The following is a 26,473-nucleotide window of genomic DNA, read 5'->3' as shown; positions in this document are numbered from 1 at the left end:
AAAGGTTATGAAGTGCATCAGGAGAATAGTGTACAAAAAAGATGGGATGGCTTTACCAAGTGTTATTATTATTTGTACGCTTATGCTAATGATGATGGTACCTTTATTGAATCTATCAGTACAGCAACTGAAGGTTAGTAAGAGCCAATCTGTTATTGGATATTCGTATTTGGCAAGCGGTTCAAGTACTGAGAAAGCTATTAAAATTATAAAAAAATATATACAGGATAAAACATATACGAAACAAGTTCCGTATATATCAGATGCTAGTAACTATGTAGATACTATATTATTAGATATAAAGAAAGAAATAAATAAAGAGATTGGAACTATTACGGTACAGCCATCTAAGGGTGCAAAGAGTTTATTGAAAGGTGATATAGCTAGAGTCGGTTTTAAAGTAGATGGAAATAAAATTTGGGTTACATTGGGATTGACAATTACTTCAACATATCAAAAAGGGGTTAATGTATCAACAGGTAGTGATGTGTATTCTCAAATTGTTATTTCAATTGAAAATAATAATGATAAATATTTCAGACCTGCAGCAATTAATGCTATAGGAGATATTTATGTTAAAAATTCTAATGCCATTATAAACGGTGATGTTAAAGTTGTCGGTACTGCACCACAAAAATCAAATGAGTTTGAACAATATACTTATGGTGGTTTGTACGCGACTTCAAATTCCAAGTTGAATATTAGCGGAAATGCATTTGTAAGGGCTTTTATTAGATGCGGAAATCCAGACAATTCAGTTGCAGATAATAGTACTATTGAAGTAAACAACAATGCAGTAGCACAGTGCATACAAATGTTTGGACAAAAAGATTATTTTTTGGGACATAAAGATGTTTATACATTTGATGATGTTGAAATGAATGGTTTAAATTCTATTATAGCTATAAACAGAAATTATTTTGGGTTATCAGACGGTAGAAGTTCAACTGACCAGTACCACGATGCTTCAAGTGCAATTGTTAATAGTTCAGTAATACATCATCCGTTTGAGGATACTATATTAGATGCAATGAAATCCAAGATAATAATTAATGGGAATGTAATGATAAATGGAGGTACCTTCCTTATTGATCCAATAAAGGGAACCCCAGTATTTCCAAATGATGCACCTCAGATTGAGGACGCTTCATGTGCATGGAACGATTCAGACGAGATTGCTTCATACAAAAATTTTGAGCCGCAGGGAACAGCGGCAGATAGACAGAAATTTCATAGTGATACGGATAATAAAGGTACTTCATGGATAGCAGACCAGTATAAAAGCAATTTGGCAAAAGGCTATAGTAATTTGTTCCAAGTATATAATTTTAAAAATGAATCAGAAATAGGCACTTGGTTTAGTAAATTGAAAATGTTTAACCAGCCATTTAGCTTCTATAGTCCAGAAAATGATCCGTCAAAATTAAAAGGTTTTTGTAATTATGAAATGGCGGCAAATGGCAAAATGTATTTTATGGATATTTCAGATGTTGACCTTGGAAATAAATCAGACTTAGAAAAAGTAGACGAAAGTTCGTTAGTCGGTTCTAAAACAGATTTTGAAAATTCATTGTATTACCTAAACATAAATGATAAGGAAACACAGAAGTATCTTCCAGGTGGTAGTATGCAATGGGAATGGGATAGTGTGAGTAAGAACGGTTTGTTAAACCTTAAAGGTACATACTTTGACTACTATAATACTGTTGAAACCAAATTTTTACCGGAAATAAAAAAACCACTTATGAAAATTACTGAGGATTTTGTTAAAAGGGATCCAGGTTATCAAGCAGGTGTAATTAGTCACCAATATAAAGAGGTTACTGATGATTCAGGAGCAAAAAAGAATTTTTTTAATTATATTGGAGAAGAATTAGAAGAATGTAATCTTATGGATAATAGCACGGTAATAACTGATGGTGAGCTTAAGCTTATTAGTAGTAGTATTGATAAATATGAAATTGGATTTACTCCTATTAATACCAAATATTACATTATTGTAGTAAATGATCCGGGAAAGACTCTTGTTATTAAAGACACAATAAACGCGATAGTTTATACAAGGGGAAAAGTTATTATGTCACCGGGTTCAAAATTAAACGGATTTATTATTGCAGCCGGTAAAGGCTATGATGCAATTAATAAAAAAGCAGATGGGTCAGCGGCTGATAGTATGCCTTATATTTATATGAAAAAAGACTCCGATGGTAATGTTATTGAAAGTAATATAAATCTACTTGATTCAGGCGAATTTGCAGCTGTTGTTTTTGAAGGAACAGCTACTGTAAACTACGAGTTTGGCATTGATAAAAATAATAACGGTAAGCTAGATCCGGAGGATAACTTACTATATCTAATTGATCAGTATACTAATGATGATATCAAAAATGCACTAAACAAATTATTTAATTCTTAAACGGGGTGGAATTATGAAAAAAAACTTTAGATTAGCATTAATCACAGTTATTGCACTTATTCTTATAATTAATACTGGCTGTAGTATGCCATCATTTCTAGGTGGCGATGATAAAACCGATAATAGCGAAGATAACAATGTGACAATTGAGAATTCGGCTGCTACTAAGAAGGTTAAGAAGGTTGTATCAGATTATTTTATTAAAGCTTTTTCTCAGCCAATTGAAAAATATAATAATACGGCGATTGTACCTGAAGATATAAAGCCATTTATTTCAAAGCGTACTATTTCGGAGGGGGAGAATAATCCTGAAATTGGTATACATCTGCCAAGGTATATAGAGCTTAATGGAATGGTTGTTGTTGAGTATCAGTTAATGAATGCACTAAAGGATAAAGGAATAGAAACTACATATATAGGCAAAAGTACCAATGATTTAATGTACTATACAAAGGTTCAATTAATGGCTAAATGCTTGCCGGATATAGATTTTTATTTAGCGTATAAGCAGAATCCAACAACAAAGCTATATGAAAAACAAGCGGTAAATATTGATGAAAACAAGTATGATTATTTTAGGATAGTAGCAAGTTATGATATAACAGTTGTAAAAGATAGTAGTGATTATAAGATAAAAAGAGCTGTAGAATCTAGCACAAGACCTGGATATCAAAACAGGGTGTTGCTTATAAACAATGACTTTGTTGAAAGGTTTCCATACATCAATACAGATAAAACACCAGATGGTAAAGAATATGCAAATAAAGAAGATGGAAGCAGGTTTGATAATGAATCAAAACTAATTGAAAAATTCTTTACAAATTTTAAAGAATTAGATAATGAAAGAATGAACTTATTAAAATCTAAGTGGTTTTCAAGTCAAAAGGAATTTGCTGATTATTCAAAGGGTATTTTAAAGCTTAATATCGATAAAGATAAAAAGGAAATAATGCAAATAGATGATCAATACAAAACTAAGTTTAATATTGATTCATTTCCTTTAAAGTCTAATATGGGAAAAGTTCTGAAATTGAGTAACTTTGAAATAATACCACATCCAGCTTATACAAAGAAACAGAGCAAATATATAGTGAAGTTTGAGGCTACAATAGAAATGATGAGTGGTATAATAGGGCAGCAAAATAAATATAAATATGATTACTTTGTGGTACTGAACAATGATATAAAGTCACCTAAAGTTAGCGGTATATATATGAACAGTATAATTAATACTGGCACTGAGATTGTAGAGAAATAAGCATAAGTACTATAAAGGAAGCTCTATTATTAATTGATGCTTCCTTTTATTATTTCTTGGTTTAAATAATTTATCTAATTGATTATAATACATAGACATATGTAAGTGGAATAAAATCAACCTATTTAAATTAATAAATATTGATTTATTTGATTTATTTAGTTATAGGAGATATACTTGACAAGTACAGTAAGAAAGTATCAAACTTGTTATGAATCAACATGTATGAAGAAAATAATAGTAAATTGTTAATATGAGATGTTAAATTATTTTAAGGGGGATAATTGTTTTGATAATTAAAAAATATTACTTAAGAATAATTTTATTATTAATTCTAATATTATCAGGCATTATTGCAGGTTATTCATTAAGTAGATATAATGGATATATTTCAAATAATAGTGTTGAAATTGATAAAAGTCTACAGAACAAACGACAAAATGTTAATGAAATCAAAAACAATTACAGCGTTAGAAAAAAAGATAAAGGTGTCCAAGAAAAAAATGAAATAAATCAAAAGAAAGACAATCTAAGAAATTTAAATGTAAATCCGATTCCAAGAGATTCACATAAATATGCAATTCAAATAGTTATATATTTTTTTATATTCATTTTTATATTTATGTTATTTTACTATTTAATTAATAATAAGGGATATAAGATACATACAAAAAACATCAGTTTTATTGTATTTATATTGCTTGGAATAGGGTTTTTATTACGGCTAGCCTCCGTTACTTTAATGGAAGGGTTTACATATGATATTGTATGTTTTAAAAAATGGGCATCAGTATTATCTGGAGGCTTTACAGATGTATATAAGATGAAAATTCCAAGTGATTATCCTCCACTATATATGTATATATTACTTATAATCGGCAAGATAGCTAGTTTTGATAATATTGGCCATTATTATGTTGTTTTGTTGAAATTACCATCAATTATAGCAGATGTTGCCACCGCTTGTATAGTTTTTAGGGTTGCGAAAAAATATATAACAATTGAAATGAGTATTTTATTATCTATTTTTTATGTTTTTAATCCTGCTGTTTTCATTAATTCAACATTATGGGGACAAGTAGATTCCTTTTTTACACTAATTATTGTTTTAGCATTATTTAAGCTTACTGAAAATAAAATTGTTTTTTCATCTATTTTATTTTCTATAGCAGTATTAATGAAACCTCAAGGTATTATTTTCTTACCAATTTTATTTTTTGAACTATTTAGAAAAAGAAATCTTAAAGATATTATAAAATCAGCTTTATCTTGTATTTGTACAGCAATAATTATTGTGCTTCCTTTTGCTTTAAAGTTAGGGCCATTATGGATTTTTCGTTTATACTTAAATACTATGGGAGAATATAAATTTGCAACTTTAAATGCGTTTAATTTATTTCAGCTTTTAGGGGCGAATTTTCAAGATGATTCAGAAACATTATTTATTTTTAGTTACTATAACTGGGGGATGATATCAATTTGTTTGATTACTCTATTTTCTTGGCTTATTTATATAAAATCACAAAATTCTTCTTATATATTTATAACTGCATTATTGCTTTTTGCTGGAGTATTTACTTTCTCATCAAGGATGCATGAGAGATATATCTTTACATCAGTAGCCTTAGCCATTTTATCGTATATATATATTAGAGATAATAGATTACTAGTTTGTGCCTTTTTCTTTAGTATAACTTCTTATGTTAATACACATATTATATTATATGAAAATAGTAAGGTAATTAATTCTGTTGAAATTGCTACAATAGTCACAATGATTATTTCAACAATAAATATATTTTTATTTGGGTATATTATAAAAATCTTATATGATAATATAGTTAAGAAAAAGATGGTCCAAATTAATTTTGTAACAAATTTTAAAATACATTAAAGTGCATGAGTAACTTAATGTTAATAAGATGTATGGAAAAATGCAAATTTGTTAAAGTTAATATTTAACTAAAGAAGATATGTTCGAATTGATATATAATTATTGTTGTATTGACACTAAGATATAACTTAACTATTACTGAAAAAGTGCAATTTCTGTTATTATACTTCATAGACCAAATAGATCATGATCAGTAGACCGTAAAGGTAACAAATACTTTTTTAATTTTTCATGGTTATACTGATAGATATAGAAGGATATACCGAAGAAATTGTCTGACAATATCTTTTTTCTGGATTAATCATGCTATTGCATGTCCATGTATCTGTGTTGTCAATAATAAAAGCATATTGTTCAATATATTAATGATAGTAAGGGAAAGCTATAATTTGTAAGAATGTAAAATGTAGGCAAATATAAATACTGTACTAAATTCATGTTAACATTTTGAGATAATGGATCGTAATAGTTCTGCCAAAAATTATCGTAAGGAATCGAACTATTTAGACATTAGCTGAGAAATTCGTATTAATTACAAGGAGGGTAAAAATGTGGGATATAATTGACATAATAATGCCAAGAGTTCCAAGCATTTTTAGTATATTTACTTTTTGTCTAGAAGTAATGATTATTTTAGTGGGTGTAGGGTTCATGCTATCATATTTAGTAAATAAGTTTATCAGATAGATTATTGATATTTGAATGCAACTCAATTAGGTGTTGAGAATTGTTTTCTTGCTTAAAAGGTTATTCATTGCATCTTTCAAATTCTCACAGTTTTTTATATGTTTTTCTGATATTTTATTAACTGATAATATATTAATTTCTATATTATATGGTATTCTCAAACTACCAAAAAAATAGGCTCCAATATATTGGTGTTGTTATAAACATAAATCCGGATTTCATCCTGCAATATAAATTAAAAATTTTGAAGGCTCTAAACTAATTTTTAGGGTATTATCTCATGGCCTTATAATTTAGTCTATACACCAAGTTATTAAACGTATACATTCAATGTAAAACAATGTAAGCGTCAAATACAAGCAGACATATAGGCATCTCAATTAAATAATATCAATATCTTTTCCTACCAAGCCATTCATCCAGAGCCTTAGATATTTCAACCCTAAACTCTTCATCTGGTAGACCAAGATCAGTTCCACGCTCATATGTCTGATCTATTGTATGGGCAAACCAGTCTGCAAATCTGGCGTCCTCAAGCTCCATATGAGGAAAATGCTCTATCACATAAGCAGAATAATCCAAATCAAAAAAATAACGCTCTATTTCACCATTTACGAAATCAGAGATGAATTCAACCATAAATGAAGTGTGCTTTTTGTAACTCATTTGTCTTCCTCCCATGCATATTTTTCGGGTGCTGTTCCTTTTGGTTTTGGTATAAACACGTTGGATGGTATTTTATCGCTGCCAGGCAATAAATCTTCAATTTTTGTTACATATCCTGATTTTCCAAGGTTAGGAGCGTTTGTAAGAATCCATGATAAATATTCAAATGGATTTAAGCTGTTTTCGATTGCGGTCACGATCAGGCTATAATAAATTGCGCTTGCCTTTGCACCGTTAGGTGTATTGGAAAAAAGCCAATTTTTGCGCCCGATAACAAAAGGTTTTATACTCCGTTCTGCACGGTTGTTTGAAATTTCCAACCTGCCATCAAGCAGATATCTTTCAAGATACTTTCGTTGGCTCTTTGCATAATATGCCGCTTTTCCAAGTAGTGTATTTGGTAATGCATTCAATTGTTCCATCCAGCTAAAAAATTCATTTATCAGAGGTTTGGACTGCCTTTCGTGCTCTTTATGCCTGTTTTCTGGGGACAACGAAGCAAACTGTTTCTCGAGATGAAACAGCTTATCACAATATTCTACTCCTTTGGCAGCATTTGAACCAGACTGTTTGTCCTTTGGCAAGATTTTCAACGCATCAAAAAGCTTCCTCCGCAGATGAGCCAGGCAGCCAACTACCATAATGTTTTCCGGTAATTTATGATACCCATCGTATCCATCTGCGTGGATATATCCAGAAAAATCTTTTAAAAATTTTTGTGGATGTATATGCTTCCTGTCTGGTTGGTATTCATAAATCACAATCTGGTGCTTTGCCTCTCCACTGGTTCGGAACAGCCACATGTAACTCTTTGACTGTGGCGTTTTTCCCGGTTCTTTTAGCACTTGTATAGCACTTTCATCTGCATGAAGTACATCATGTTTGCACAATCTATGTTTCATCACCAGATATATTGGCTCCAGCCAGTCCTCAGAAGCCTTGATGAGCCAATTAGACATAGTTTGGCGTGAAAGCATGATTCCATTTTGCTTCCACTCCTGCTCTTGTCGGTATAATGGCGATGCCATCATGAATTTCTGTGATGCAATATGGGCAATTGTATCTGGAGAAGCAAATCCGCCTTTTATAACAGGCTCAGGCATATCCGCCTTATTAATCGGTACATGATCAGAGGTGCTTTCACATTTCCGACAAGAGTAAACGTATCGTACATGGCGTATAATTACTGCTTTGGCAGGAATAATCTTTATTTCTTCACGTGTTTCTTTTCCCATTTCATGCAACTCGCTGCTGCATTCCGGACAGAAACGCTCTGTTTTCGGCAATTCGTGTTCAATTACCTCTATAGGTAGATCGTCAGGAAGTTTATCAGTTATTAAGCGGCTTTTTTTGCGATGATAAGCCTTCACCTCAGTAAACCCAGGTTGTGATATAGTCAAATCTGAAGTCGCTTCTGCTTCGTTGAAAAGGCACATCTGGTCTACTGTGTTATGTTCGCTAGATGCACAATATTTCTTATGCTTTGAAAGACGAAACTGCTCCATCAGCCACTGGTTTTGCTGCTTTAGTTGCTCGTTTTCTTCCTTTAATTCTTTTATTATTCTGATGAAATTTTCTGTTGGATTTTCTTTTGTTTTCATAAGAGAATTATACCACAAAACCCGCATAATTCCAAGGTTTTAAGGCATATTTCGATAGAATATTTTTAAGATATTTCTCGTTCAAAAACCTCTTTTCTCTTAAGCTTTTTTTCTAATCTGGCACCGTCAATCAGACAAGTCAATTCGTTAGCATTAAGAATCATGGTTTTGTCATTTCCTTCAGCAGGCCAGCGAAAACGCCCTCGTTTACGTTAATCTTTACGTAAACGAGGTTATGTTAAGACTTCCGTTATGTAAAGAAAAGCACAAGAATGAAATGTTTAAGCGGAAGTCTTAACATATATCTTTACATAATAGATGTCAGATTTTACGCGTGCCAAGACTTTTCAGCCATGACTTTAAATCGGTATTTGATTCCCATTCAGGCAATTCATCTAGTATTATTTCATTTCCTGCTGCCTCTATTGCTTTGCGTTTTAGCTGTGCATTTGTTTTCGCATAGACTTCCGTCGTTTTTACGCTGACATGTCCGAGCAGGTCGCGGATATAGATAAGATCGACACCAGCATCCACAAGCCCCATAGCTGAACTATGCCTTATCTTGTGAGGACTGAAATCTTTCGGAACCAAGCCCGGATTCTGAGACCTTGCTAGCAATGTATACTTTGAAACTATGTAGTTTATTCCCTGCCGTGTAAATTGCTTTTTCATATGATTTTTCAAAAGCCATTCATTTTCCCTTCCTGGTCGATTGTATCCAAGTACATCGAGATACCTATTGATTGAAGGGATCAAATACTTCATTAGCGGAACGTATCGGTATTTATTGCCCTTTCCATGAACCAGCAGCGTCTCTGGTTCATATAAAGATAAATCCTTGACCTTAATGGAAATCAACTCGCTTACCCTTATGCCGGTAGTGTAAAGAATTGCCAGAATGACATAATCCCTCAATCCCATGGCACTTGTGGCATCTGGCAGGTTCATCATCAACTTTATGCCATCTGTTTTTGCATATGAGATTTCCGGCCGAAGGATTTTTTTGACAGGAATCGCCAAAACACGCTGATATTCATTCATATATTCCGGTTGCTCCATCATAAGGAATCTTACAAAAGAGTTTATGGCTGCCTGTCGCTGATTCCTGGTATTAGGCCCGTTGTGCTTGCATTCTTCAAGCCAATCTAGATAACCACACACGTTTTCATAAGAGAGGTCACTTATCTTAATTTTATTTGCTTTGATTTTCGATGTTTCCTGTAAGTATTCAAGAAAATTTATGAATGAGTACCTGTAGGAATCAATCGTTGAAGGACTGCTCCCTTTTACGCTTGGGAGGTATCTGACAAAAAATTTATTAAGGCAGAAAGCAAAATCTGTGTTCTTCATCTGAAATCACCCCTTTCCACAATTCCAAATACATACTCCATCTGACACCTGCATTTCTCCTCAATGTAAGGATATATTGACATCGTGAGACGGAGGTATTTTTCAGTGTCATAGATGCTTTTGTGTCCGAGATAGGTGCTTAAGATTGGGAGGGAAGTGTACATATCCATCCCGGAATCAATCATCCTCTTGAACGACCTAACCGCAAAAGTATGGCGCCAGTCATGAATTCGAGGACCTTCCTTGTCTCCTAAATAGGGGATTCCAGCATACTGCAACGTCTCTCTATGTATGGTGTAGATTCTATCTTTACTGTAACGGGAACCTATTCTTGAATTGAAAATAAAATCATCTCCGTCAAGCTGATAAAAATACTTGTCCGCATAGGCAATCATCAGTTCCAAGAGGTCGTCACCCAATACAATGAATCGCTCTTTATGGTTCTTTGTTTCACACAAGCGGACGATCCCTTCTTTAAGATCGAGATCTTTTAACCGAATGCCCAAGGTTTCGTTCAGCCTTGTTCCGCAGCAATAAAAAAGCCTGAACATAACAGGAAACTGTATCGAATTGATTTTAGCTCTTGCCGTATAATAACGATCGATTGCGTTGAAATACCGTGTGGTTTCATCATCCGTATAAATGTGCGGCTTAAAATCCGAACCTTTATACGGTACAGAGTCAGGTATTGCCACATCATAATTCTTAGCGTTAAGATAAGTGAGAAAGTTTTTTGCAATACTGAGACGACCACAATACCTTCTATCTCCTTCATCGCCATCTGCCTGTATCCAGGCATGAGCATCCTTCATTGTGAATACCGGAGAAGTTATACCTCGTTCTATACAGAATTGATCAAATATCTTCAGTTGATAAAAATAGCTTGTCATCTGAAAGCCATGGGATACTTTTATGTCAAGGTAGTTCCGCATTTCATCGGCGAAAACAGACTTTAGTACATATGGGTTTATCTTTCTCATAACCAGATTCCTCCTTTTTTATAGAAAGGAGAGTTGTTTTCCGGCATGGGAATGGCACATTTCTTCAACTGCTTAAAATCCACTTTAAGATAAATCTTTGTTGTTTCTGTAGAGCTATGACCAAGAACACCGCTAATTACTGGTAGAGGAACTTCTTTTCTAAGCATATTTGACGCAAGGCTATGGCGAAATGCATGTGTTCCCCTGTGACGGGCATTTAATGAGGATATCCCTGATTTCCCAAAATACATTGCTGCGATGTGACTGACAGCCTGAGCCGATAGAGGCATGGATTTTCTCGACGGTTTGACGGACAGTATTACTTCCGACACAGATGTGGCTGGCCTCCCGTTCTTCAAATAGTCAATAATAGCATTCCCAACAGATGCGAGAAGCGGAAATGATACTGGTACATCGGTCTTGTCTTGATAAAACCAGATTTCATTTTTGTCCCAATTTATTTGATCCAACCTGAAATGGCGGATATCGCCATTTCTCCAGCCATATTCAGCAGCAAGTATAAGAATGAGATAATCCCGCTTCCCGATAATGGAAGAACGATCAACGGACGACAAAACTTTCCGAACTTCTTCTTCGGTATACACAGAGGGAAGCTTACTTTCCCTGATTCGATAGTTGTCCGGAACCACATAAATCGAATAGTCCTTTTCAATTTTACATGACTCGTATAAGTATTTCAGAAATCGACGGATTATCCCTGCACAGGTATGCAGCGTATTCATTGAATATCCCTGTTCATGATGAAAATCCTCGATAATGTCAAAATTGATGTCTTTTATTTCATACCCATGAGATTTTAGAAAAGTGTAAAACAGGAACAAGCAGTATTCATTGCCTTTAATGGTCGACTTCTTTCTCTTAAGAACATTTGCCATGTAATCAATATATTGCTTTATAGTGTCGCCTAGTGCTCCTAAAAAAACGTGCTCTGTTTTAGGAGCATGGTCTTCGATGCTCCCTTCATTTTGATGAGATATGAGCATCCTGATAGCCCTGACATAAACCCTTTGAGATTTGATAAGGTCTTTGTTCGGCAGATGAGTACCAACTTTTCTATCACAAAAAGCATTTCCCACATCCGTATCGAATTCTGATACATGATTGGTATCCATCCACTCCACAAGAGTGTCCCATGCCTTGGAAATACGGCATTTATAGTCTTCGCTATAATCCCTAGTTTCCAGTTCTTCACGGCATAATTCAATCAACCGTTTCACATCAGTTTGCATAAATCAACGCCTCCTCGTTTTTTATTTATTGCGATGACTTATGATTACAATATTTAGTTTATTATGTAAAGATATACGTTAAGACTTCCGCTTAAACATTTCATTCTTGTGCTTTTCTTTACATAACGAAAGTCTTAACATAACCTCGTTCCAGACGCTTAAAGTACAACCAAAATCCATCGCCGTCCCATTCCAAGATCTTCAGTCTGTCTCTGCTTTTGTTACAAAAAACAAATAGTGCATCATCAAAAGGATCCAAGGAAAAACTCTCCTTTACCAGCATCGTCATACCGTTAATGGATTTTCTCATATCGGTATAGCCACAACAGAGATATACAGATTTATCACTCCATCTTATCATAGCGACCTCAGTGTACAACAAGCTTTTTTTAGAAGTTCAGTATTGGTCTCGGACGTAAAAGTTATATGAAAGCCATTAATTTCAATATCCAAAGATTCTTTTATGTCTTGCATTTGTTTAGATTCCAGCTGCATCCATCCGCTTGGCACAATATTTCTTGACTCTTCAGCCTTAGCAAGCTCAGTGCAAGCCTCACTTCGTAACTTCTTTTGCCAGTAAAAGTATTTGTTTTTGCGTATGCCTGTAGACTCACAGAAATCCTTGATACTTTGCCCACTTTCCTGTTGTGCCTGAATTACTTGTGCCCATTGTGATAATCGATATTATTCTGCAACTTTTTGTGTATTCATACAATCACTCCATTTCTGGTTGAAAAAGTTTCATTACTTTTTAGACTTTTTCAACCTAATCATTCGTGATTATATCAGCTTTGTACTTGTTATACTATGTGATGATGTAATTTACGCTTACAAAACAATAAACAATAGAATAGGATCAATAATGTATACTGAACATTATGTTAAGCGTAAACGGTAAACAATGAGTACCTCGCAAAGAGCTAAGATGTATGAGAAAATTCTTCTATAATAGTTTACTTTAATAACTCGTAAGAGTTTTTCAAGTAAACTAGAAAAACCTTAAAGGAGAATTTAAAGATGGATACCAGGAAAGTAAAACATCAATACCTTCTTTCAAAATGGACACCCATTGTCCGGGAATGTCGTACTAGTGGTATGACTGTAAAGGCATGGTGTCAGGAAAACAATGTAGATGAAAAACAATTTTTTTATTGGCAACGGAGGGTACGAGAAGAGCTGTGTACATCTGCACAAGCACCAGAAAAGGAACAACCAACCGTTTTTGCAGAACTTCCGATTCATATTTGTCATAAAGAAACTTCTCAATCAGATATGTTCAGACCGGGTTTGGTTATAAGTACTGGTGATTACCGGTTGGAACTTGCGAATCAAACCAGTTCTAAATTACTAGAGGCTGTCCTAAAGGTAATTCACCATGTTTAATGATGCTACTGGTTTTGATCGTATATATATTGCATATGGATTATGCTTATCTTTTTATTATCCTCATCTTTTTAGTGAAAGGTTGAAAACGAAGGATTGGTTGCTAAAAAGATGAGGATAATAATGTCGTAACATAGGATAATAGAATCATCAAAAACAGGAGGTGGTTCTATGAATCAGTATTATGAATATGTAGAAGGCTTGCAGAAACTACTTAAAGAGCGAAAAGTATGCTGGTCTAGCCGTAGGTCTCATAAGACTTGTTATATGGAATTCGGCACGTATCTTAAAAAACAGGAAAGATCTTTATCACACGAAACTATTAGGCACTGGTTAATGAAGATAGTAAAAAAAGATCAAACTAGGCAGGCTTTTAACGTTTATTGGAAGTATATGGAGCAACTAGAAGAATTCATTGCAACAGGGACTGTTATCAATGATCATCTACTACTAATTAAACCCTGTTACGACAAGCTTCCTAATTCTTGGAGAGAATTGCTTGATACATATCTTGAGATTAGAAGTCAAGATTATACAAAGAGTTCTTTAAAGAATGCAAAAACATATGCTTCAGATATTTTATTAATAATCTATGAGCATGGAGCTTCAAATATTCAGGAGGTATCCTATAATGATCTTCTTTTCTTATATGCAGATGGCTTTCACTGTAACAAAGGCACAAGATATATATTACTTAGTCATGCACGACAGTTCTTTGATTTCTGTAAAGAAAAGAGACTTTGCCCTGCAGCGTATAGCATGATTTTGGATGAAGATGTATTCCCATATGTAGCTGTTATCCAAAGTTTTTCCTCAAAACAGATTGAGAGAATACGGTATCTAAGCCAATCCAAGCCAGTTTGTAGTGCAGATGAAATGATAGGATATTTAGAAGCAATTAATGAACTGTATCATAATAATGGTTATTCCTACACTAGCTTAAAAAACGCAAGTCATACAATACGCACCTTATATGTGTTCTTATCAATAAATGATCTAAACTATAATCCTGAGATTGCTTCCATCTGGTATGACGTTATAACTCCAGTAATAGGTAACAGCTGTCTGGCATGGCGTAGAGTATTAGCAGTCTTAGGTGAATACATATCTGGTGAAAAGATTTTATTTAATAACAAGTATTTTCCAAAGATTGATCGGATGTCATGTTATCCAGATTGGTGCAAATCTGCAATTGAGAGCTATTTCGGCTGGCTTATTAGAAGTTTCCATGAACATAGTACTGTAAGATCATACAAGTATAGCGTTTTCAACCTTTGTGATTATATTTTAAAAAAAGGCTTTAATAGCTTCGACGTTTGTCAAGGCAGTTGTCGTGTAAAGGTTTTACATTCGAGCAAAGTGTATCATGATTCCTAAAATTAATTGCTTGATTTGCTTGATTAAACAAAATAAATATTTTGCTTGCCGAATTCCTTGGTCAAGTCCCATATTTGATTGTTTTAGCTCAATATTCCAATTTAGCTTTTTAAATATTATGCGTTTTTATATAGCTTTTAAGAAAATTCATTTCTCTCATTTTCTCCCGATTACTTCAAATTTCATAAATATTATGTCTGGCTCCTCAGGCGGAAAAACATTTTACAAGAATCCAGTTTACAACAAGCCTCCCCTATATGAATAGTTAGCCAAAGCGGTCAGCCTCCTATCCCTCGAGGAATGTCTCTGGAGAATGAACAATGAGGGAAAGGCGTCTAACGCCTTGACAGGCTATCATACAGGAACTCCTCATTATAAACCGCACTTATTAAATCTTTTTTACAGCAATCGTCGCCACAAAGCACTGCTTAATTCTATTAGCAGTTAACCTATTGATTTTAGTTTAGTTTTCTCTTCATCAATTGGATTCAATGCTGCAAACTCTGGTAAATAGAAGTTTCGAATTCCTTTTGACCATCTTTCAGGATGTAGTGCCTTAGCTGCAGTATACACCTTCTTTCGGTTTTCCATTATTTCTCCTGCAACCCCTGTATGCCTTGAATTTGGCGTTGTAAAGTTCATACCACTATGATAATGAATATTATTATACCATTCTACAAATTCCATTACCCATTTCCGTGCTTCTTCTATGTCACTAAATCCTTCTGAGGGGTAATTAGACCTGTATTTGCAGGTTCTGAAAAGTGACTCTGAATATGGATTGTCATTACTTACCCTTGGCCTTGAATAAGAAGCCATTACACCTAACAATTCAAGCTTTGATTTTAGCGTGGAGGCTTTCATAGGAGTTCCATTGTCAGAGTGGAGTACTAATAGGTTATTTCTTGCATTTTCTGCAATTACTGCTTTTTCAACTAATTCACTGGCATGTTCTCCTGTTTCATCTTCCCAGACTTCCCAACCAACTATTTTGCGGCTGAAAATATCAACTATCATGTAGAGTTTGTAGTATCTACCTCTAATGCTTGTGTTTAAGTATGTAATATCCCAAGTCCATACTTTGTTGGGTTCATATGCTATATGTGTTTCAGGTTCTTTAGCCTTTCCTGGGGACTTGCTTCTGCCCCTGTGATTTTGCATGTTTTCATGTCGTAGTATCCTATAAAAGGTAGATTCCGAGGCTATATATATACCTCTGTCAGCGATTGAGGGGACTATCTGGGAAGGTGGCAAGTCAGCGTATTGCGGAAGATTTGACACCTTTAATACACTTTCATATTCATCCTTGCTAAGTTTGTTTTTAGGTTCAGGTCTTTTTACTAAAGGTCTTTGATCTATATTAATATTTCCTCCGAAAATCCACCTCTCGTAAGTTCTTATTGTAATCCCAACAATATTACAACATGGACTTATCCTGGCTCCTGCTTCTACTGCTTCAGTTATCAGCTCAATTATTGTAACGCGATTCTGGGTGCTGATCATTCTTCCTCTTGGTCCCCAAAAATCGCTCCTAATTTTTTTCTTAGTACCAATAACGCTGCAGTTTCTGCCAAAGCTTTTTCTTTTCTATTTAAATCTTTCTCAAGAATCTTAATTTTTTTCTTATCTTCCTGCAATTCAGCTCTAAGATCTTTGTAGATTTCATTCTCCTGCCCATTAGCTACCATGCAGGTTTCACGCCACTTTTTTACTTGTTCAACATACAGGCCTTTTATTCTGCAATATTCAGCCAGCTTTATTTCGGGCATTGAATATGTTTCCATTACGATTAAGAACTTCTCCTTTGATGACAAATCTTTGCCGACTTTATAGGCTTGAGAGGTTCCATTTTTCCCGTCCTGAGCTTTTCTTTTCCATGTATTCAATGTTGATTTGCTGATACCAGTTTCCTCAGAGACAACCGTGATAGGTGTATTTTGCGGAGGCAACATGCGTTTTAATAAAGCTTCCTTTTGTTCTTCTGTGTAAGTTGTCGTTACTCTTTTTCTCATATTATTTATAACTCCTTCTGTACGAGGTTATCATATTTTCCCTCACACGACAACTATCCTAACACAGGGGGGGTACAATGGAAACCTATTCTATCTATATTTGTATGGAGGTAGTATATTTGAATAAAAATGAAAAAATTATAAATAGTAAATTAATACTTGCTCAGTATAATGAAAGAACAATTAAAATATATCAAGCTTACAACAACCAAATAGCAGATGAAGCAATAAAACTAGGAACATTCGGTTACTTACTTTAAAATTCAAAGAATGACATAGATTAAACTTCCCTTTTTATGGATGATGTACAGGTCTGGCTGGGCATCCAAAGAAGGCCAAAATAGAATCTTGGCAATTGATATAGAACGGACTGGCCATATGGTGGGAATGGTACTGGAGAACTTTTTAAGTTTGTCCTCTATTTGTACTAAATCTGACCTTTCTTGAGTTACACTTAACATGTTAGCGAGAAAATCAAGAAAAATACTATTTTGTTTTTCATTTTGAACTCTAATCTTGTATTTTTTATTACAATAATCAATATCCCAAAAGAATATTTAGTATGAACGATGAACTGCTATTTTGAAGTAGTTACTTGTTTCTAACTTTATTTTAATCACATATTTCCTGGTATCCATTGAGCTGGAAGTTATCCGCTTGTTTCATTGAAGTGTTTTGCAATAATTATAACATCTGCTATATTTATTGAATTATCTTTGTTTATATCACAATCAGCTTTGTAATTTTCATTGTTTGAATTAGTATTAAATACTTTTGCTATTTCCACTACATCTGCAAAGTTAATTGAACCATCACCATTATTATCCCCAGCCAATAATAAAATAGGAGAATCAATAGAACCTATACTTTTGTACAAGTCTACAATTTTTATATCTCTAAATAAGTAACCAGGTTTGCTTATTCTAACAGTATATCCCTCAAAATTATATGGAACATTTAATATTTTAAAACTTCCATCAATATTAGTGTAAATACAGAAATTTGTTCCTAATATCTCAACTTTAAACCCTTCCTTCAAGGTAGAGTTTTCAAAAGGTTCATCAAAATCATGGGAGACAAATCCTGCAATATTATGATAAGTATTGAGAATCGGCATTAGGAAATTCCTTTGACCAAATCCGATAATTGTACCGTCTTTTTTAAATGCTATTGAATGGCAATTTCCAGCAGCAATAGCCTTTACATCTGTTAATCCTTTTGGAACATAAGACTGCCCAGCAAAATCAAAACCCCAGGCAACAATAGTTCCATCATCCTTCAAAACTACTGTATGTTCTCCCCCAGCAGCAATAGTTTTTACATTTTTTAGCCCTGTAGGAATATTGCATTGCCCTCTATTATTATTACCCCAAGCAATAACAGTACCGTCTTCTTTTAATGCTATTGAAAATGTTTGTCCAGCATCAATAGCTTTTACATTAGTCAATCCTTTTGGTATATCGCAAATATTATATTCGCTCCATCCCCAAACAACAACAGTCCCATCTTCCTTTAATGCCAGTGTATGTCCAAATCCGGCAGCAATAGCTTTTACATTGGTTAACCCTTCTGGAACATTACACTGTCCGTCAAGATTAAAACCCCAAGCGAGAACAGTCCCATTTTCCTTTAATGCTACTGTATGATAATCCCCAGCAGCTATAGCCTTTACATTAGTCAATCCTTCCGGAACATTGCACTGTCCATAATCATTTTCCCCCCAAGCAACAATAGTCCCATCTTTTTTCAATGCAACCGTATGTTTATAACCACCTGTAATTTCTTTAACATTTGATAATCCTTTTGGCATGCCATTATTAAATCCCCAAGTAAAAATGGACCCATCATTTTTTATTGCTTGTATTTGATAATCTGCAGAAGATATAACATTTACATCTAATAGCTCTCTTAAGTTATTGCATTCACCGTCAAAGTTAGAACCCCAAGCAACAATAGTGCCATCTTCTTTTAATGCTACTGTATGGTGATAGCCATTAGAAACAGTTTTTATGTCATTTAATCCACTAGGAATATCGCACTGACCTAAATCATTTCTACCCCAAGCAACAACAGACCCATCTTCTTTCAATGCTGTTGAATGGTCTGAACCGGCAGCAATAGCCGTTACATTAGTCAATCCTTCTGGAATATCACATTGTTTACTATTGTTTGATCCCCAAGCTACGATTGTTCCATCTTCCTTTAATGCCAGTGTATAAGCAAATCCTGCCGCAATAGTCTTTACATTTGTTAATCCCTCCGGAATTTGACACTGATTTCTATCATTTCTTTCCCAAGCTATTAGTGTTCCATCTTCTTTTAATGCTACAGTGAATTCTCCGCCAGAAGCAATAGCCTTTACATTTGTTAATCCTTCTGGAACATTGCACTCACCATTAAAATTCCTTCCCCAAGCAACTACGGTTCCGTCTTCCTTTAATGCTACTGTATGATTAAATCCAACTGAAATATCTTTTACATTTGTTAATCCTTCTGGGATATTACACTGTCCAATGCTATTATCTCCCCAGGCAACAACAGTTCCATCTTCTTCTAATGCTACCACATGTTTTTCACCAGCAGCAATAGCTTTTACACCCTTTAAACCTTCAGGAATTTGGCACTGACCATAATTATTGCGTCCCCAGGCAACGACAGACCCATCTTCCCTTAACGCCACTGAAAAGCTTGAACCGGCAGAAACAGCTTTAAATTTAAATTGATTAGAGCTTTGTTCAACTATATCTTGTGCAAAGCAGTTTGAAGATATCTGAGTAAGAACTATTGAAAAAAGCAAAAAAAATACTAAAATTCTGTTTTTCATTTCAATCCACCTATAAATTCACAATAATTAACTTTCAATATAAAAGCAATTATTAATTTTTAATGTCTCAATTTGCTTTATGGAATCTTATGTTAAGTAAATTTTAACATTCAAAATAAGTTAAGTAAATAGCTGTTTTAATTTGTATAGTATCAAATATAGGTAAAATGGAAGTTCTATTAAAATTTGATAGCTTTGGAAATTCCAAAGTACCAAATAGGATAAATAGTTTTTACAGAGGATTACAATAAATCTAAGAGGTGAATATCAACTTTAACTGGAGAAATATATGGATATTCTGGAAATATAATAGCTGGTGTTGATTTTATCTTAGGCGGAGTTTATGTATATTTTTCTTTTTGCAGTTCATGCAATATTATTAGAACTGAAATGCAGGGTACATGAAATTTAACAATACTGGGCTGGATTAATCCAGCTCTTTCTTTTCTGACGACCAGCAGAGAATATCAGAGAGCCAGACAGGTTGCTATAGTTCTGTTTCTCTTTTTTCTTTATTGTCGAATTTCTAAATTTCCGCAATCAATTAGTAGCTTTCCAGCATTTAAGAAATTCATTCCCAAGATAGCATTTATGCCAAAACCATAGTTCATTGCTCCAATCTGAATTTGGAAATTACATACTTCTACATTTCCTAATTGAATGGAATCTATAGCTTTTTCATAAACGAATTCTGTACCTCCAACACCGCGTATCCTGTGAAGGGTACCATTTTGTTCAGCCTCAAGACCTAACTCAAATGCAATTTCAGTGGATAAAATTGTTCCTCCTGAACCAGTATCAATAACGATATTATCTATAAGAATTTCCTTATCACCATGCTTAAAAATGGCACTTATAAAAGTGATTCCATATTTAAGTTCAAACTTCATTTTGTGCCCTCACTCCTAGACCTGCCCATTTTTGTTCCTTTATATCAAGATGCTCTCTTTCACTATGAACAACATAGAATTCTCTATCTGGAAAATTCTTGTGTAGTTCCAAATATCTCAAAAGTGCTGGTTTGCTAGATTTATCTTGAAATGAATCAATAACCGACATCCTATCAATAATTCTGTTTTCACCTTCGGTATGTGCTTCTATTGCTTCAATCAAAAGCCATGCAGAAGGATGGGCATTTTTAACTTCTTCCCATTTCATATTATCACCGCCATTCCACTTTTATAAATTTATTTTACCACAACAGAGTAATTTTCAAAACAGTACTAAGTAAAAAGACCACTAATATGGGAAAGTGTCTTTTAAAAAAACAACTTGATCTATTAAGTGGTGCAATTAGCAACCACATGAACAAAAAGCGGATCAAAGTAAGATTTCCTTAATTAACTTCCAATTTTCAAAAAAGTTCGACGCGTCGAATTATTACCGAAATACTAAGACTCAACTGTTACACGGGATTTTTATGCAATAATTTCCAGAGCTATATAAACTGAAGCAAAACAATAGAGTAGCATAGTAAAAATACAAAAATTATAATGATTTTTTCCAGTCTAGTTATTGAGTTTTAAGAATAGCTTTAAAGCTGTCGTTGTAGCTGCTGACGTAGCGAGTCTTGAGAAAATCAATTTCCCCCCACCCTTTAGAATGGCTGGCGAAGCGGTGCTTTAGAACCTGTATAGCAACTTTTAGGCAACTAAAAAGCTGCTTCGCAGTGGTCTTGCAGAGTCAGGCTGGAGAAAGTAGTTGATAAAAGTTTTATCGACTACTTTCTCCACAAGCAGAGGCTTTTTAGTGAAATTATTGTTTGATTCAATCGTAACACTTCAAGAACAAGAGAACTTGAACAAAAAATCCTATATTTTTATTCTGGTTCTCTTGTTTGTCTCTTACAGTGACTATTGAAGCCGCCTGTCGGAGTGATTCCGGGGTAAACCCATCCCCCAAAAAAGTCAAAAGCTTCGCAAGGTACAAGCAAGGGCTTTTCAGCAAAATTAAGTTCACAGTACTTACGCAAAAGTTTTGAACCTTGATAAATAAATATATCACGCACATAGTTTGTTCCAAATGGTTGTTGCCATGGTTGTTGAGGCCACACTGGTAGTTTTTACTTGTTTACCTTCACAATATTTAGATGATACATTAATAATGTGTACAACATTATGATGTTGCTAATGCATCAAGATGTTCCAGTACATTTCCCGTCGGACCGGTGTATGTACAATAAGGGTAAGACTCATCCATAAACGCTCCGGTTTTAGGATTTTGGAGATTCAAATAAAATTGCATTTCTTCTTCTTTATTTTTAAACTTGGGTACCTTTATCAGCCCATTTTTTGTTTTCAGCTGATTGTGGAGGTGATTAATCCTTGATAATGAAGTGAGGTAATGCCCTTTATCCAGGTAATAAGCAATCCCCAGCATCTTGAATTCGAACTCCGCCATGTAGTAACCTTGTTCTTGAAGTTCCTTGTTCATTCGGAAAAGTTCCTTGATTTGAGTTTTTGTTCGAAGCCCCAAATAAATCCCAAAAGCTATTAGAATGACTAGAATAACTGAAGTTGATAGAATTATTTTTTTGTGTTTCATCATCTTAACCCCTTTCTCACATATGTTTAGGAATCTGATTTCCCTGGCTTTTTTCAACCTTTCCATGTCAGACTTTTTTAACTGTAAATCTTTACAATGAGGAATATCTAAATGAGCTGTCAGCTCTTTTTCAATTCTAATGAACTTATTATATCTTCAGCCCATTTAATTTTTGCCTCAACATCATATAGCCCTCTTTTGAGAACTATTTTCCAATAAAAATCTTCACCCTCTTTCCTAAACCTTTGTAAATAATCCCGGATTCTATTCTCAACAAATTTTAATGATTGATATTCTTTTTGGTACTCTTTTAACTTCTTTTTCATTTCCACGTATAATTCACCCGAATCAATTTGTGATGAAAAGAGCAGCCATACCATAAACTCATTTCGTATATTCTCGTTGGTATGCACTTCCGAAATCCAGTTCTTTAAGTGTGATATACCGCTTTCGGTAATACTGTATATACGTTTATCCGGGCCTTTCTCACCGGGCTTTACCTCTGAAACAATATATCCTTCATGTTCCAGTGCTTTTAATTCACGGTAAATCTGACTTGTTTGAGCCGACCAAAAAAACTTTATGGAATCATTTAAAATTTTCTTCAAGTCATAACCTGCCATTGGGATATAATTCAAAAAACCTAGTAATGCATACGGCAAAGACATAAGACACGCTCCTCAACCTATTATACTATTATTATATAACATGTGGAATAGTCGGTCAATAAATAACTACCAATCCATCTTTTCCATAAATCATCACGTACGACATAAGTACATTAAAATTTTAAAAGTGTGTTGAAATGCACAAAAGAATAATATCTTTATTTGCAAATTGATACATATTGGTTATATTTCACCTATGGATAGAAGCTTTATCGGATTTTTTCCTCTTCTCTGACTCTTGGACCAATCCTATCTGGATAAGGATTATTACCTGATATAACTTCTAAAATTAGTTGATATATATTTTTATTTATTTGATCCTGATTATTCATTTCCAATACTTTGTTGATAGCGGCAAATGCATCGTTGCCCTGCTTATTAATTAATAACGCCAAACCATAGTTTGCATGTAAGCCATCATTCTCTCTATCTAGTTCAACTGCTGCTTTAGCATAGTAAACTGCTTTTTCACCTAAACCCAAGTTTAAGCACTGCAATGAAGCTTCACGTGGCACGTTTATCTCAGATTGATCAATTTTATAAGTTTGATCAGACCATTTCAATGCTCTTTATCATTACCAAATGCTTGATTCGCTTTTCCAATAGCCCATGCTGACTGCCCAAATTGAGGGCATACCAAAAAACACTGCTTAAAAAGCTTAATTTATTTCCTTAATCTTAACTTTCTTATAAACCTCAATTTCATATAGTAAATTTGCCTTAAAACAACATTCCCCTTATGTAATGACCAAGCTTTATCATAAATTTTATTAAACTTCTCTATCTCTTCATCAGTTAATTTAACATCCTGCATAAAATTTATCCTTTCTTATCCTGCAATTCCTGTGACCAGATCATCAATGTAAATAAATATATTTTTTGTTCTTTAGGTATTTCCCTTTTAATTTTAAAAAAGCTGTATTTCCTTTAATATTCATCTTAAATTAATCTTCGATGGCATACACAATTGGAACCCATCAGTTAAATTATCTGAGACAGGGACCTTAAAAGTTGGTGAATATGTTCAATTTGGTAAATACTATGGAGACCCAATCCTTTGGAAATGTGTAAAAATCGAAAATAACAAACCAATGCTTGTTTCAGAAAATATTTTATGTAAGAAAGCTTATGATGCAGCTGAAAGCGGAAACTATAGTGTGGGTAGTAATCATGTAGGTAGGTAGGTATGGAAGTAACAAAGGTATAGTTCTTCAGATTAATTACAATAATTTATTACCATGAACAATTTGCTACATAGACCCAACCTGCATAGGCAGTACCAGGCTCTCCTTGGCGTATCAGGTCTTTTCTTCCATCTCCATTCACATCTTCAAACCAATACTTCCCATTGTCAGCCATCACTCTTTGTCTTGTATGCCATGTCCAAAAATCAAATCCTTTCCCATTATTAAGTGCCACATATAACCAGCCTGCATCAGAATTTCCTGATGCTCCCTGGCCTATCAAATCCTTTCTTCCGTCTCCGTTCACATCTTCAAACCATATAGGACTGTTATCTGCTATGACTAGCCTTCCAGTATTCCATGACCAGAAATTAAATCCCGTTCCATTATTGAGTGCTACATATACCCAACCTGCAGTTGGAGTTCCAGCAGCTCCCTGGCCTATTAAGTCCTTCTTTCCATCTCCATCAACATCTTCAAACCATATCGGGCTGTTATCTGATATGACTTGTCCTCCTGAATTCCATGTCCAAAAGTCAAATCCTGTTCCATTATTGAGTGCTACATATACCCAACCTGCAGTTGGAGTTCCAGCAGCTCCCTGGCCTATTAAGTCCTTCTTTCCATCTCCATCAACATCCTCAAACCATATAGGGCTATTGTCTGATATGACTTGTCTTCCTGAATTCCATGTCCAAAAGTCAAATCCTGTTCCATTATTGTGTCCTACATATACCCAACCTGCATCTACTGTGCCCGGTGCACCTATACCTATCAAATCTTTTCTTCCGTCTCCATCGACATCTTCAAACCAATGTCTTCCCTGATCCCCTAGCACTCTTACGCCTGAATTCCATGACCAAAAGTCAAATCCTGTTTTGTTATTGTGTGCCACATATACCCAGCCTGCAGTAGGAGTTCCAGCAGCTCCCTGACCTATTAAGTCCTTTCTTCCGTCTCCATCGACATCTTCATGCCATATATGGCTGTTGTCTGAAATGACTTGTCCTCCTGAATTCCATGACCAAAAATTAAATTCTGTTCCATTATTGAGTGCTACATATACCCAACCTGCATCTACAGTACCCGATGCACCTATACCTATCAAATCTTTTCTTCCGTCTCCATCGACATCTTCAAACCAATGTCTACCCTTATCAGCCAGCACTTTATTTCCAGTATTCCATGTCCAGAAGTCATATGCTTGATTTTCTTTTTGGTAAACCGAATACTCTTTTACTTGTAAAGCATCCCAATTATATAAACAAGTTCCATTAATTGAGTTTGATATAGTATTAAATTTACTTGCTATTATCATTATTTCTATCATATTTATTGCATTATCCAGATTTATATCATACTCTTTTTTGTAATTTGGGTCAGTGTTTAAAGTGTTAAAGTACTTTGACACTTCCACAACATCTGTCATATTAACGGCATTATCCCCGTTTAAATCCCCAGTAATTGGTCCTGTTGTAGTTGTTGATGAATTTTCAAAAGATATACTTGTAAGTGGATTTACAGAATTTTTGAGTACTTTAAAATATATAACAGCTATTGTACCTGTTGATTCAGATATGCCAGAAGATTTATATGCTGAAGCCTTTATATAATATCTACCGAAATTTAAAATTCCATTTGAAATATCATTTTTTGCAATTGATACTGGAATAAAGTCTGATTTTTTACATTCTCTGCTATGAAGCAAAATATCCCCTGGATTTGGCTTTGTATAATTATCCATTGGCTCATAATTTCCAGTGTATATAGCGGAGTCATTGTACTGAACATATGGTTCAAGTAAAGTTTTATCATATTTAATTCTAACTTGATAACCGGCAAAGCCATAAATGTCTTTTACTTTTATTTTTGTCTGAATGTATTGTCCGGCAATTGGGCATATTGTACTATGCTCCATTGAGATTGACGGATTAATTGCTGCATACACTTTATTTGTAAAAATGCTGCAAAAAATTAAACTACCAATAATTAGTACTACTGAAAGTCTTTTTAATTTCATTTTCATCCCCCCTACTTATTTGAATATATAAATTAATAAATTTAAAATACAAATCGTAAATCTACCATTTTTCAAACTTTTCAATATACTTAAATAGAATTATAGCAGAGTGAAAGTAATTTTTGAAGTTACTTAAGTCATGATTTTTTTATAGTCGAATTTATAACAAAAAATTTGTGAGGGACTTTTAACTAATGATTTTCTACGAAAAAGTTAGTTTTTAAGATATAGTATGTCATTGATATGATATTGAACCTTTGACTGAATATTCCGCCTGAAATTTGACATTTGACCGCTTAGTTTGAACAGTTTGACCGTTTGAAGTTGAACACTATTCGTTCCTGTGTTGTCATAATAAA

The 26,473-nt window shown here is 34.1% G+C and carries 22 protein-coding genes and 1 pseudogene; 7 read left to right on the top strand and 16 right to left on the bottom strand.

Annotated elements, in window-relative coordinates:
• Positions 1 to 7 precede the first annotated feature (7 nt).
• The 3 genes from Bccel_RS16665 to Bccel_RS16655 all read left to right on the top strand — a co-directional run bounded on the left by Bccel_RS16665 (position 8) and on the right by Bccel_RS16655 (position 5,568).
• Entirely contained in the window at positions 8 to 2,416 is a 2,409-nt protein-coding gene (locus Bccel_RS16665) for a hypothetical protein (RefSeq protein WP_036944675.1), read from the top strand.
• A gap of 13 nt (positions 2,417 to 2,429) precedes the next feature.
• Positions 2,430 to 3,674: a hypothetical protein gene (locus tag Bccel_RS16660; protein WP_036944677.1), complete on the top strand. Its 1,245-nt coding sequence runs from the start codon at positions 2,430 to 2,432 to the stop codon at positions 3,672 to 3,674.
• Between the two features lie 289 nt (positions 3,675 to 3,963).
• Positions 3,964 to 5,568 (top strand): DUF2029 domain-containing protein, encoded by a 1,605-nt coding sequence (locus Bccel_RS16655; protein WP_050753570.1) that lies wholly within the window; start codon positions 3,964 to 3,966, stop codon positions 5,566 to 5,568.
• 1,077 nt (positions 5,569 to 6,645) lie between these two features.
• Here the strand turns inward: Bccel_RS16655 and Bccel_RS16650 are convergent.
• From Bccel_RS16650 to tnpA (Bccel_RS32630), 7 genes and pseudogenes are all read right to left on the bottom strand, one after another.
• Positions 6,646 to 6,921: a hypothetical protein gene (locus Bccel_RS16650; RefSeq protein ID WP_050753569.1), complete on the bottom strand. Its 276-nt coding sequence runs from the start codon at positions 6,919 to 6,921 to the stop codon at positions 6,646 to 6,648.
• On the bottom strand, positions 6,918 to 8,522 hold the full coding sequence (gene tnpC / locus Bccel_RS16645) for an IS66 family transposase (protein ID WP_050753568.1): 1,605 nt from the start codon (positions 8,520 to 8,522) through the stop codon (positions 6,918 to 6,920). Before tnpC ends, Bccel_RS16650 begins: the two co-directional genes overlap by 4 nt.
• Before the next feature lie 321 nt (positions 8,523 to 8,843).
• Positions 8,844 to 9,872, bottom strand: coding sequence for a tyrosine-type recombinase/integrase (locus tag Bccel_RS16640; protein WP_050753567.1), 1,029 nt, complete (start codon positions 9,870 to 9,872; stop codon positions 8,844 to 8,846).
• Positions 9,869 to 10,804: a tyrosine-type recombinase/integrase gene (locus Bccel_RS16635; protein ID WP_242857024.1), complete on the bottom strand. Its 936-nt coding sequence runs from the start codon at positions 10,802 to 10,804 to the stop codon at positions 9,869 to 9,871. The genes Bccel_RS16640 and Bccel_RS16635 overlap by 4 nt, the downstream gene beginning before the upstream one ends.
• Before the next feature lie 44 nt (positions 10,805 to 10,848).
• A complete protein-coding gene (locus tag Bccel_RS16630) occupies positions 10,849 to 12,102 on the bottom strand; it encodes a tyrosine-type recombinase/integrase (RefSeq protein ID WP_050753566.1) in 1,254 nt (417 codons plus the stop codon).
• 118 nt (positions 12,103 to 12,220) lie between these two features.
• A complete protein-coding gene (tnpB, locus tag Bccel_RS16625; RefSeq protein WP_082225155.1) occupies positions 12,221 to 12,463 on the bottom strand; it encodes an IS66 family insertion sequence element accessory protein TnpB in 243 nt (80 codons plus the stop codon).
• Positions 12,460 to 12,765 (bottom strand): annotated as a pseudogene (tnpA, locus tag Bccel_RS32630) (IS66 family insertion sequence element accessory protein TnpA); the annotation flags it as partial. The pseudogene tnpA (Bccel_RS32630) and the gene tnpB, both read right to left, overlap by 4 nt.
• A gap of 354 nt (positions 12,766 to 13,119) precedes the next feature.
• Between tnpA (Bccel_RS32630) and tnpA (Bccel_RS16615) the strand changes: the two are divergent.
• Both tnpA (Bccel_RS16615) and Bccel_RS16610 read left to right on the top strand, forming a co-directional pair.
• Positions 13,120 to 13,485: an IS66 family insertion sequence element accessory protein TnpA gene (tnpA, locus tag Bccel_RS16615; RefSeq protein ID WP_036945390.1), complete on the top strand. Its 366-nt coding sequence runs from the start codon at positions 13,120 to 13,122 to the stop codon at positions 13,483 to 13,485.
• Positions 13,486 to 13,656: 171 nt separating this feature from the next.
• Positions 13,657 to 14,862 carry a hypothetical protein gene (locus Bccel_RS16610; RefSeq protein WP_036945392.1) on the top strand — a complete coding sequence of 402 codons (1,206 nt, stop codon included), beginning with the start codon at positions 13,657 to 13,659 and terminating at the stop codon, positions 14,860 to 14,862.
• A 444-nt stretch (positions 14,863 to 15,306) separates the two neighbouring features.
• Here Bccel_RS16610 and Bccel_RS16605 read toward each other — a convergent pair whose 3' ends face one another.
• Together Bccel_RS16605 and Bccel_RS16600 are read right to left on the bottom strand one after the other, a co-directional pair.
• Complete coding sequence (locus Bccel_RS16605) at positions 15,307 to 16,365, bottom strand: IS3 family transposase (protein WP_036945393.1); 1,059 nt, start codon at positions 16,363 to 16,365, stop codon at positions 15,307 to 15,309.
• Positions 16,362 to 16,874: a transposase gene (locus Bccel_RS16600; RefSeq protein WP_036945395.1), complete on the bottom strand. Its 513-nt coding sequence runs from the start codon at positions 16,872 to 16,874 to the stop codon at positions 16,362 to 16,364. Before Bccel_RS16600 ends, Bccel_RS16605 begins: the two co-directional genes overlap by 4 nt.
• A gap of 119 nt (positions 16,875 to 16,993) precedes the next feature.
• On the opposite strand from Bccel_RS16600, the gene Bccel_RS32145 reads away from it, so the two are divergent.
• Both Bccel_RS32145 and Bccel_RS32625 read left to right on the top strand, forming a co-directional pair.
• Complete coding sequence (locus tag Bccel_RS32145) at positions 16,994 to 17,134, top strand: DUF4291 family protein (RefSeq protein WP_160317741.1); 141 nt, start codon at positions 16,994 to 16,996, stop codon at positions 17,132 to 17,134.
• A gap of 40 nt (positions 17,135 to 17,174) precedes the next feature.
• A complete protein-coding gene (locus Bccel_RS32625; RefSeq protein ID WP_207642414.1) occupies positions 17,175 to 17,321 on the top strand; it encodes a DUF4291 family protein in 147 nt (48 codons plus the stop codon).
• 202 nt (positions 17,322 to 17,523) lie between these two features.
• Here the strand turns inward: Bccel_RS32625 and Bccel_RS16590 are convergent, their stop codons facing one another.
• From Bccel_RS16590 to Bccel_RS16560, 7 genes are all read right to left on the bottom strand, one after another.
• On the bottom strand, positions 17,524 to 19,698 hold the full coding sequence (locus tag Bccel_RS16590; protein WP_036945397.1) for a dockerin type I domain-containing protein: 2,175 nt from the start codon (positions 19,696 to 19,698) through the stop codon (positions 17,524 to 17,526).
• 512 nt (positions 19,699 to 20,210) lie between these two features.
• Entirely contained in the window at positions 20,211 to 20,588 is a 378-nt protein-coding gene (locus tag Bccel_RS16585) for a retropepsin-like aspartic protease (protein ID WP_036945398.1), read from the bottom strand.
• Positions 20,578 to 20,856 carry a hypothetical protein gene (locus tag Bccel_RS16580; protein WP_036945400.1) on the bottom strand — a complete coding sequence of 93 codons (279 nt, stop codon included), beginning with the start codon at positions 20,854 to 20,856 and terminating at the stop codon, positions 20,578 to 20,580. Before Bccel_RS16580 ends, Bccel_RS16585 begins: the two co-directional genes overlap by 11 nt.
• 957 nt (positions 20,857 to 21,813) lie before the next feature.
• Positions 21,814 to 22,245: a hypothetical protein gene (locus Bccel_RS16575; RefSeq protein ID WP_201781968.1), complete on the bottom strand. Its 432-nt coding sequence runs from the start codon at positions 22,243 to 22,245 to the stop codon at positions 21,814 to 21,816.
• 116 nt (positions 22,246 to 22,361) lie between these two features.
• On the bottom strand, positions 22,362 to 22,910 hold the full coding sequence (locus tag Bccel_RS16570) for a PadR family transcriptional regulator (protein ID WP_050753564.1): 549 nt from the start codon (positions 22,908 to 22,910) through the stop codon (positions 22,362 to 22,364).
• Positions 22,911 to 23,119: 209 nt separating this feature from the next.
• Positions 23,120 to 23,473, bottom strand: a complete 354-nt coding sequence (locus Bccel_RS16565; RefSeq protein WP_036945406.1) for a tetratricopeptide repeat protein — start codon at positions 23,471 to 23,473, stop codon at positions 23,120 to 23,122.
• A 670-nt stretch (positions 23,474 to 24,143) separates the two neighbouring features.
• Positions 24,144 to 26,114, bottom strand: a complete 1,971-nt coding sequence (locus Bccel_RS16560; RefSeq protein WP_050753563.1) for an FG-GAP-like repeat-containing protein — start codon at positions 26,112 to 26,114, stop codon at positions 24,144 to 24,146.
• Positions 26,115 to 26,473: the final 359 nt, after the last annotated feature.

This window comes from Pseudobacteroides cellulosolvens ATCC 35603 = DSM 2933 (genome assembly GCF_001262605.1).
Classification (GTDB): Bacteria; Bacillota; Clostridia; order Acetivibrionales; family DSM-2933; genus Pseudobacteroides; species Pseudobacteroides cellulosolvens.
The sequence above is the reverse complement of the archived record's forward strand: the minus strand, read 5'-3'. Positions and strand labels throughout refer to the sequence as shown.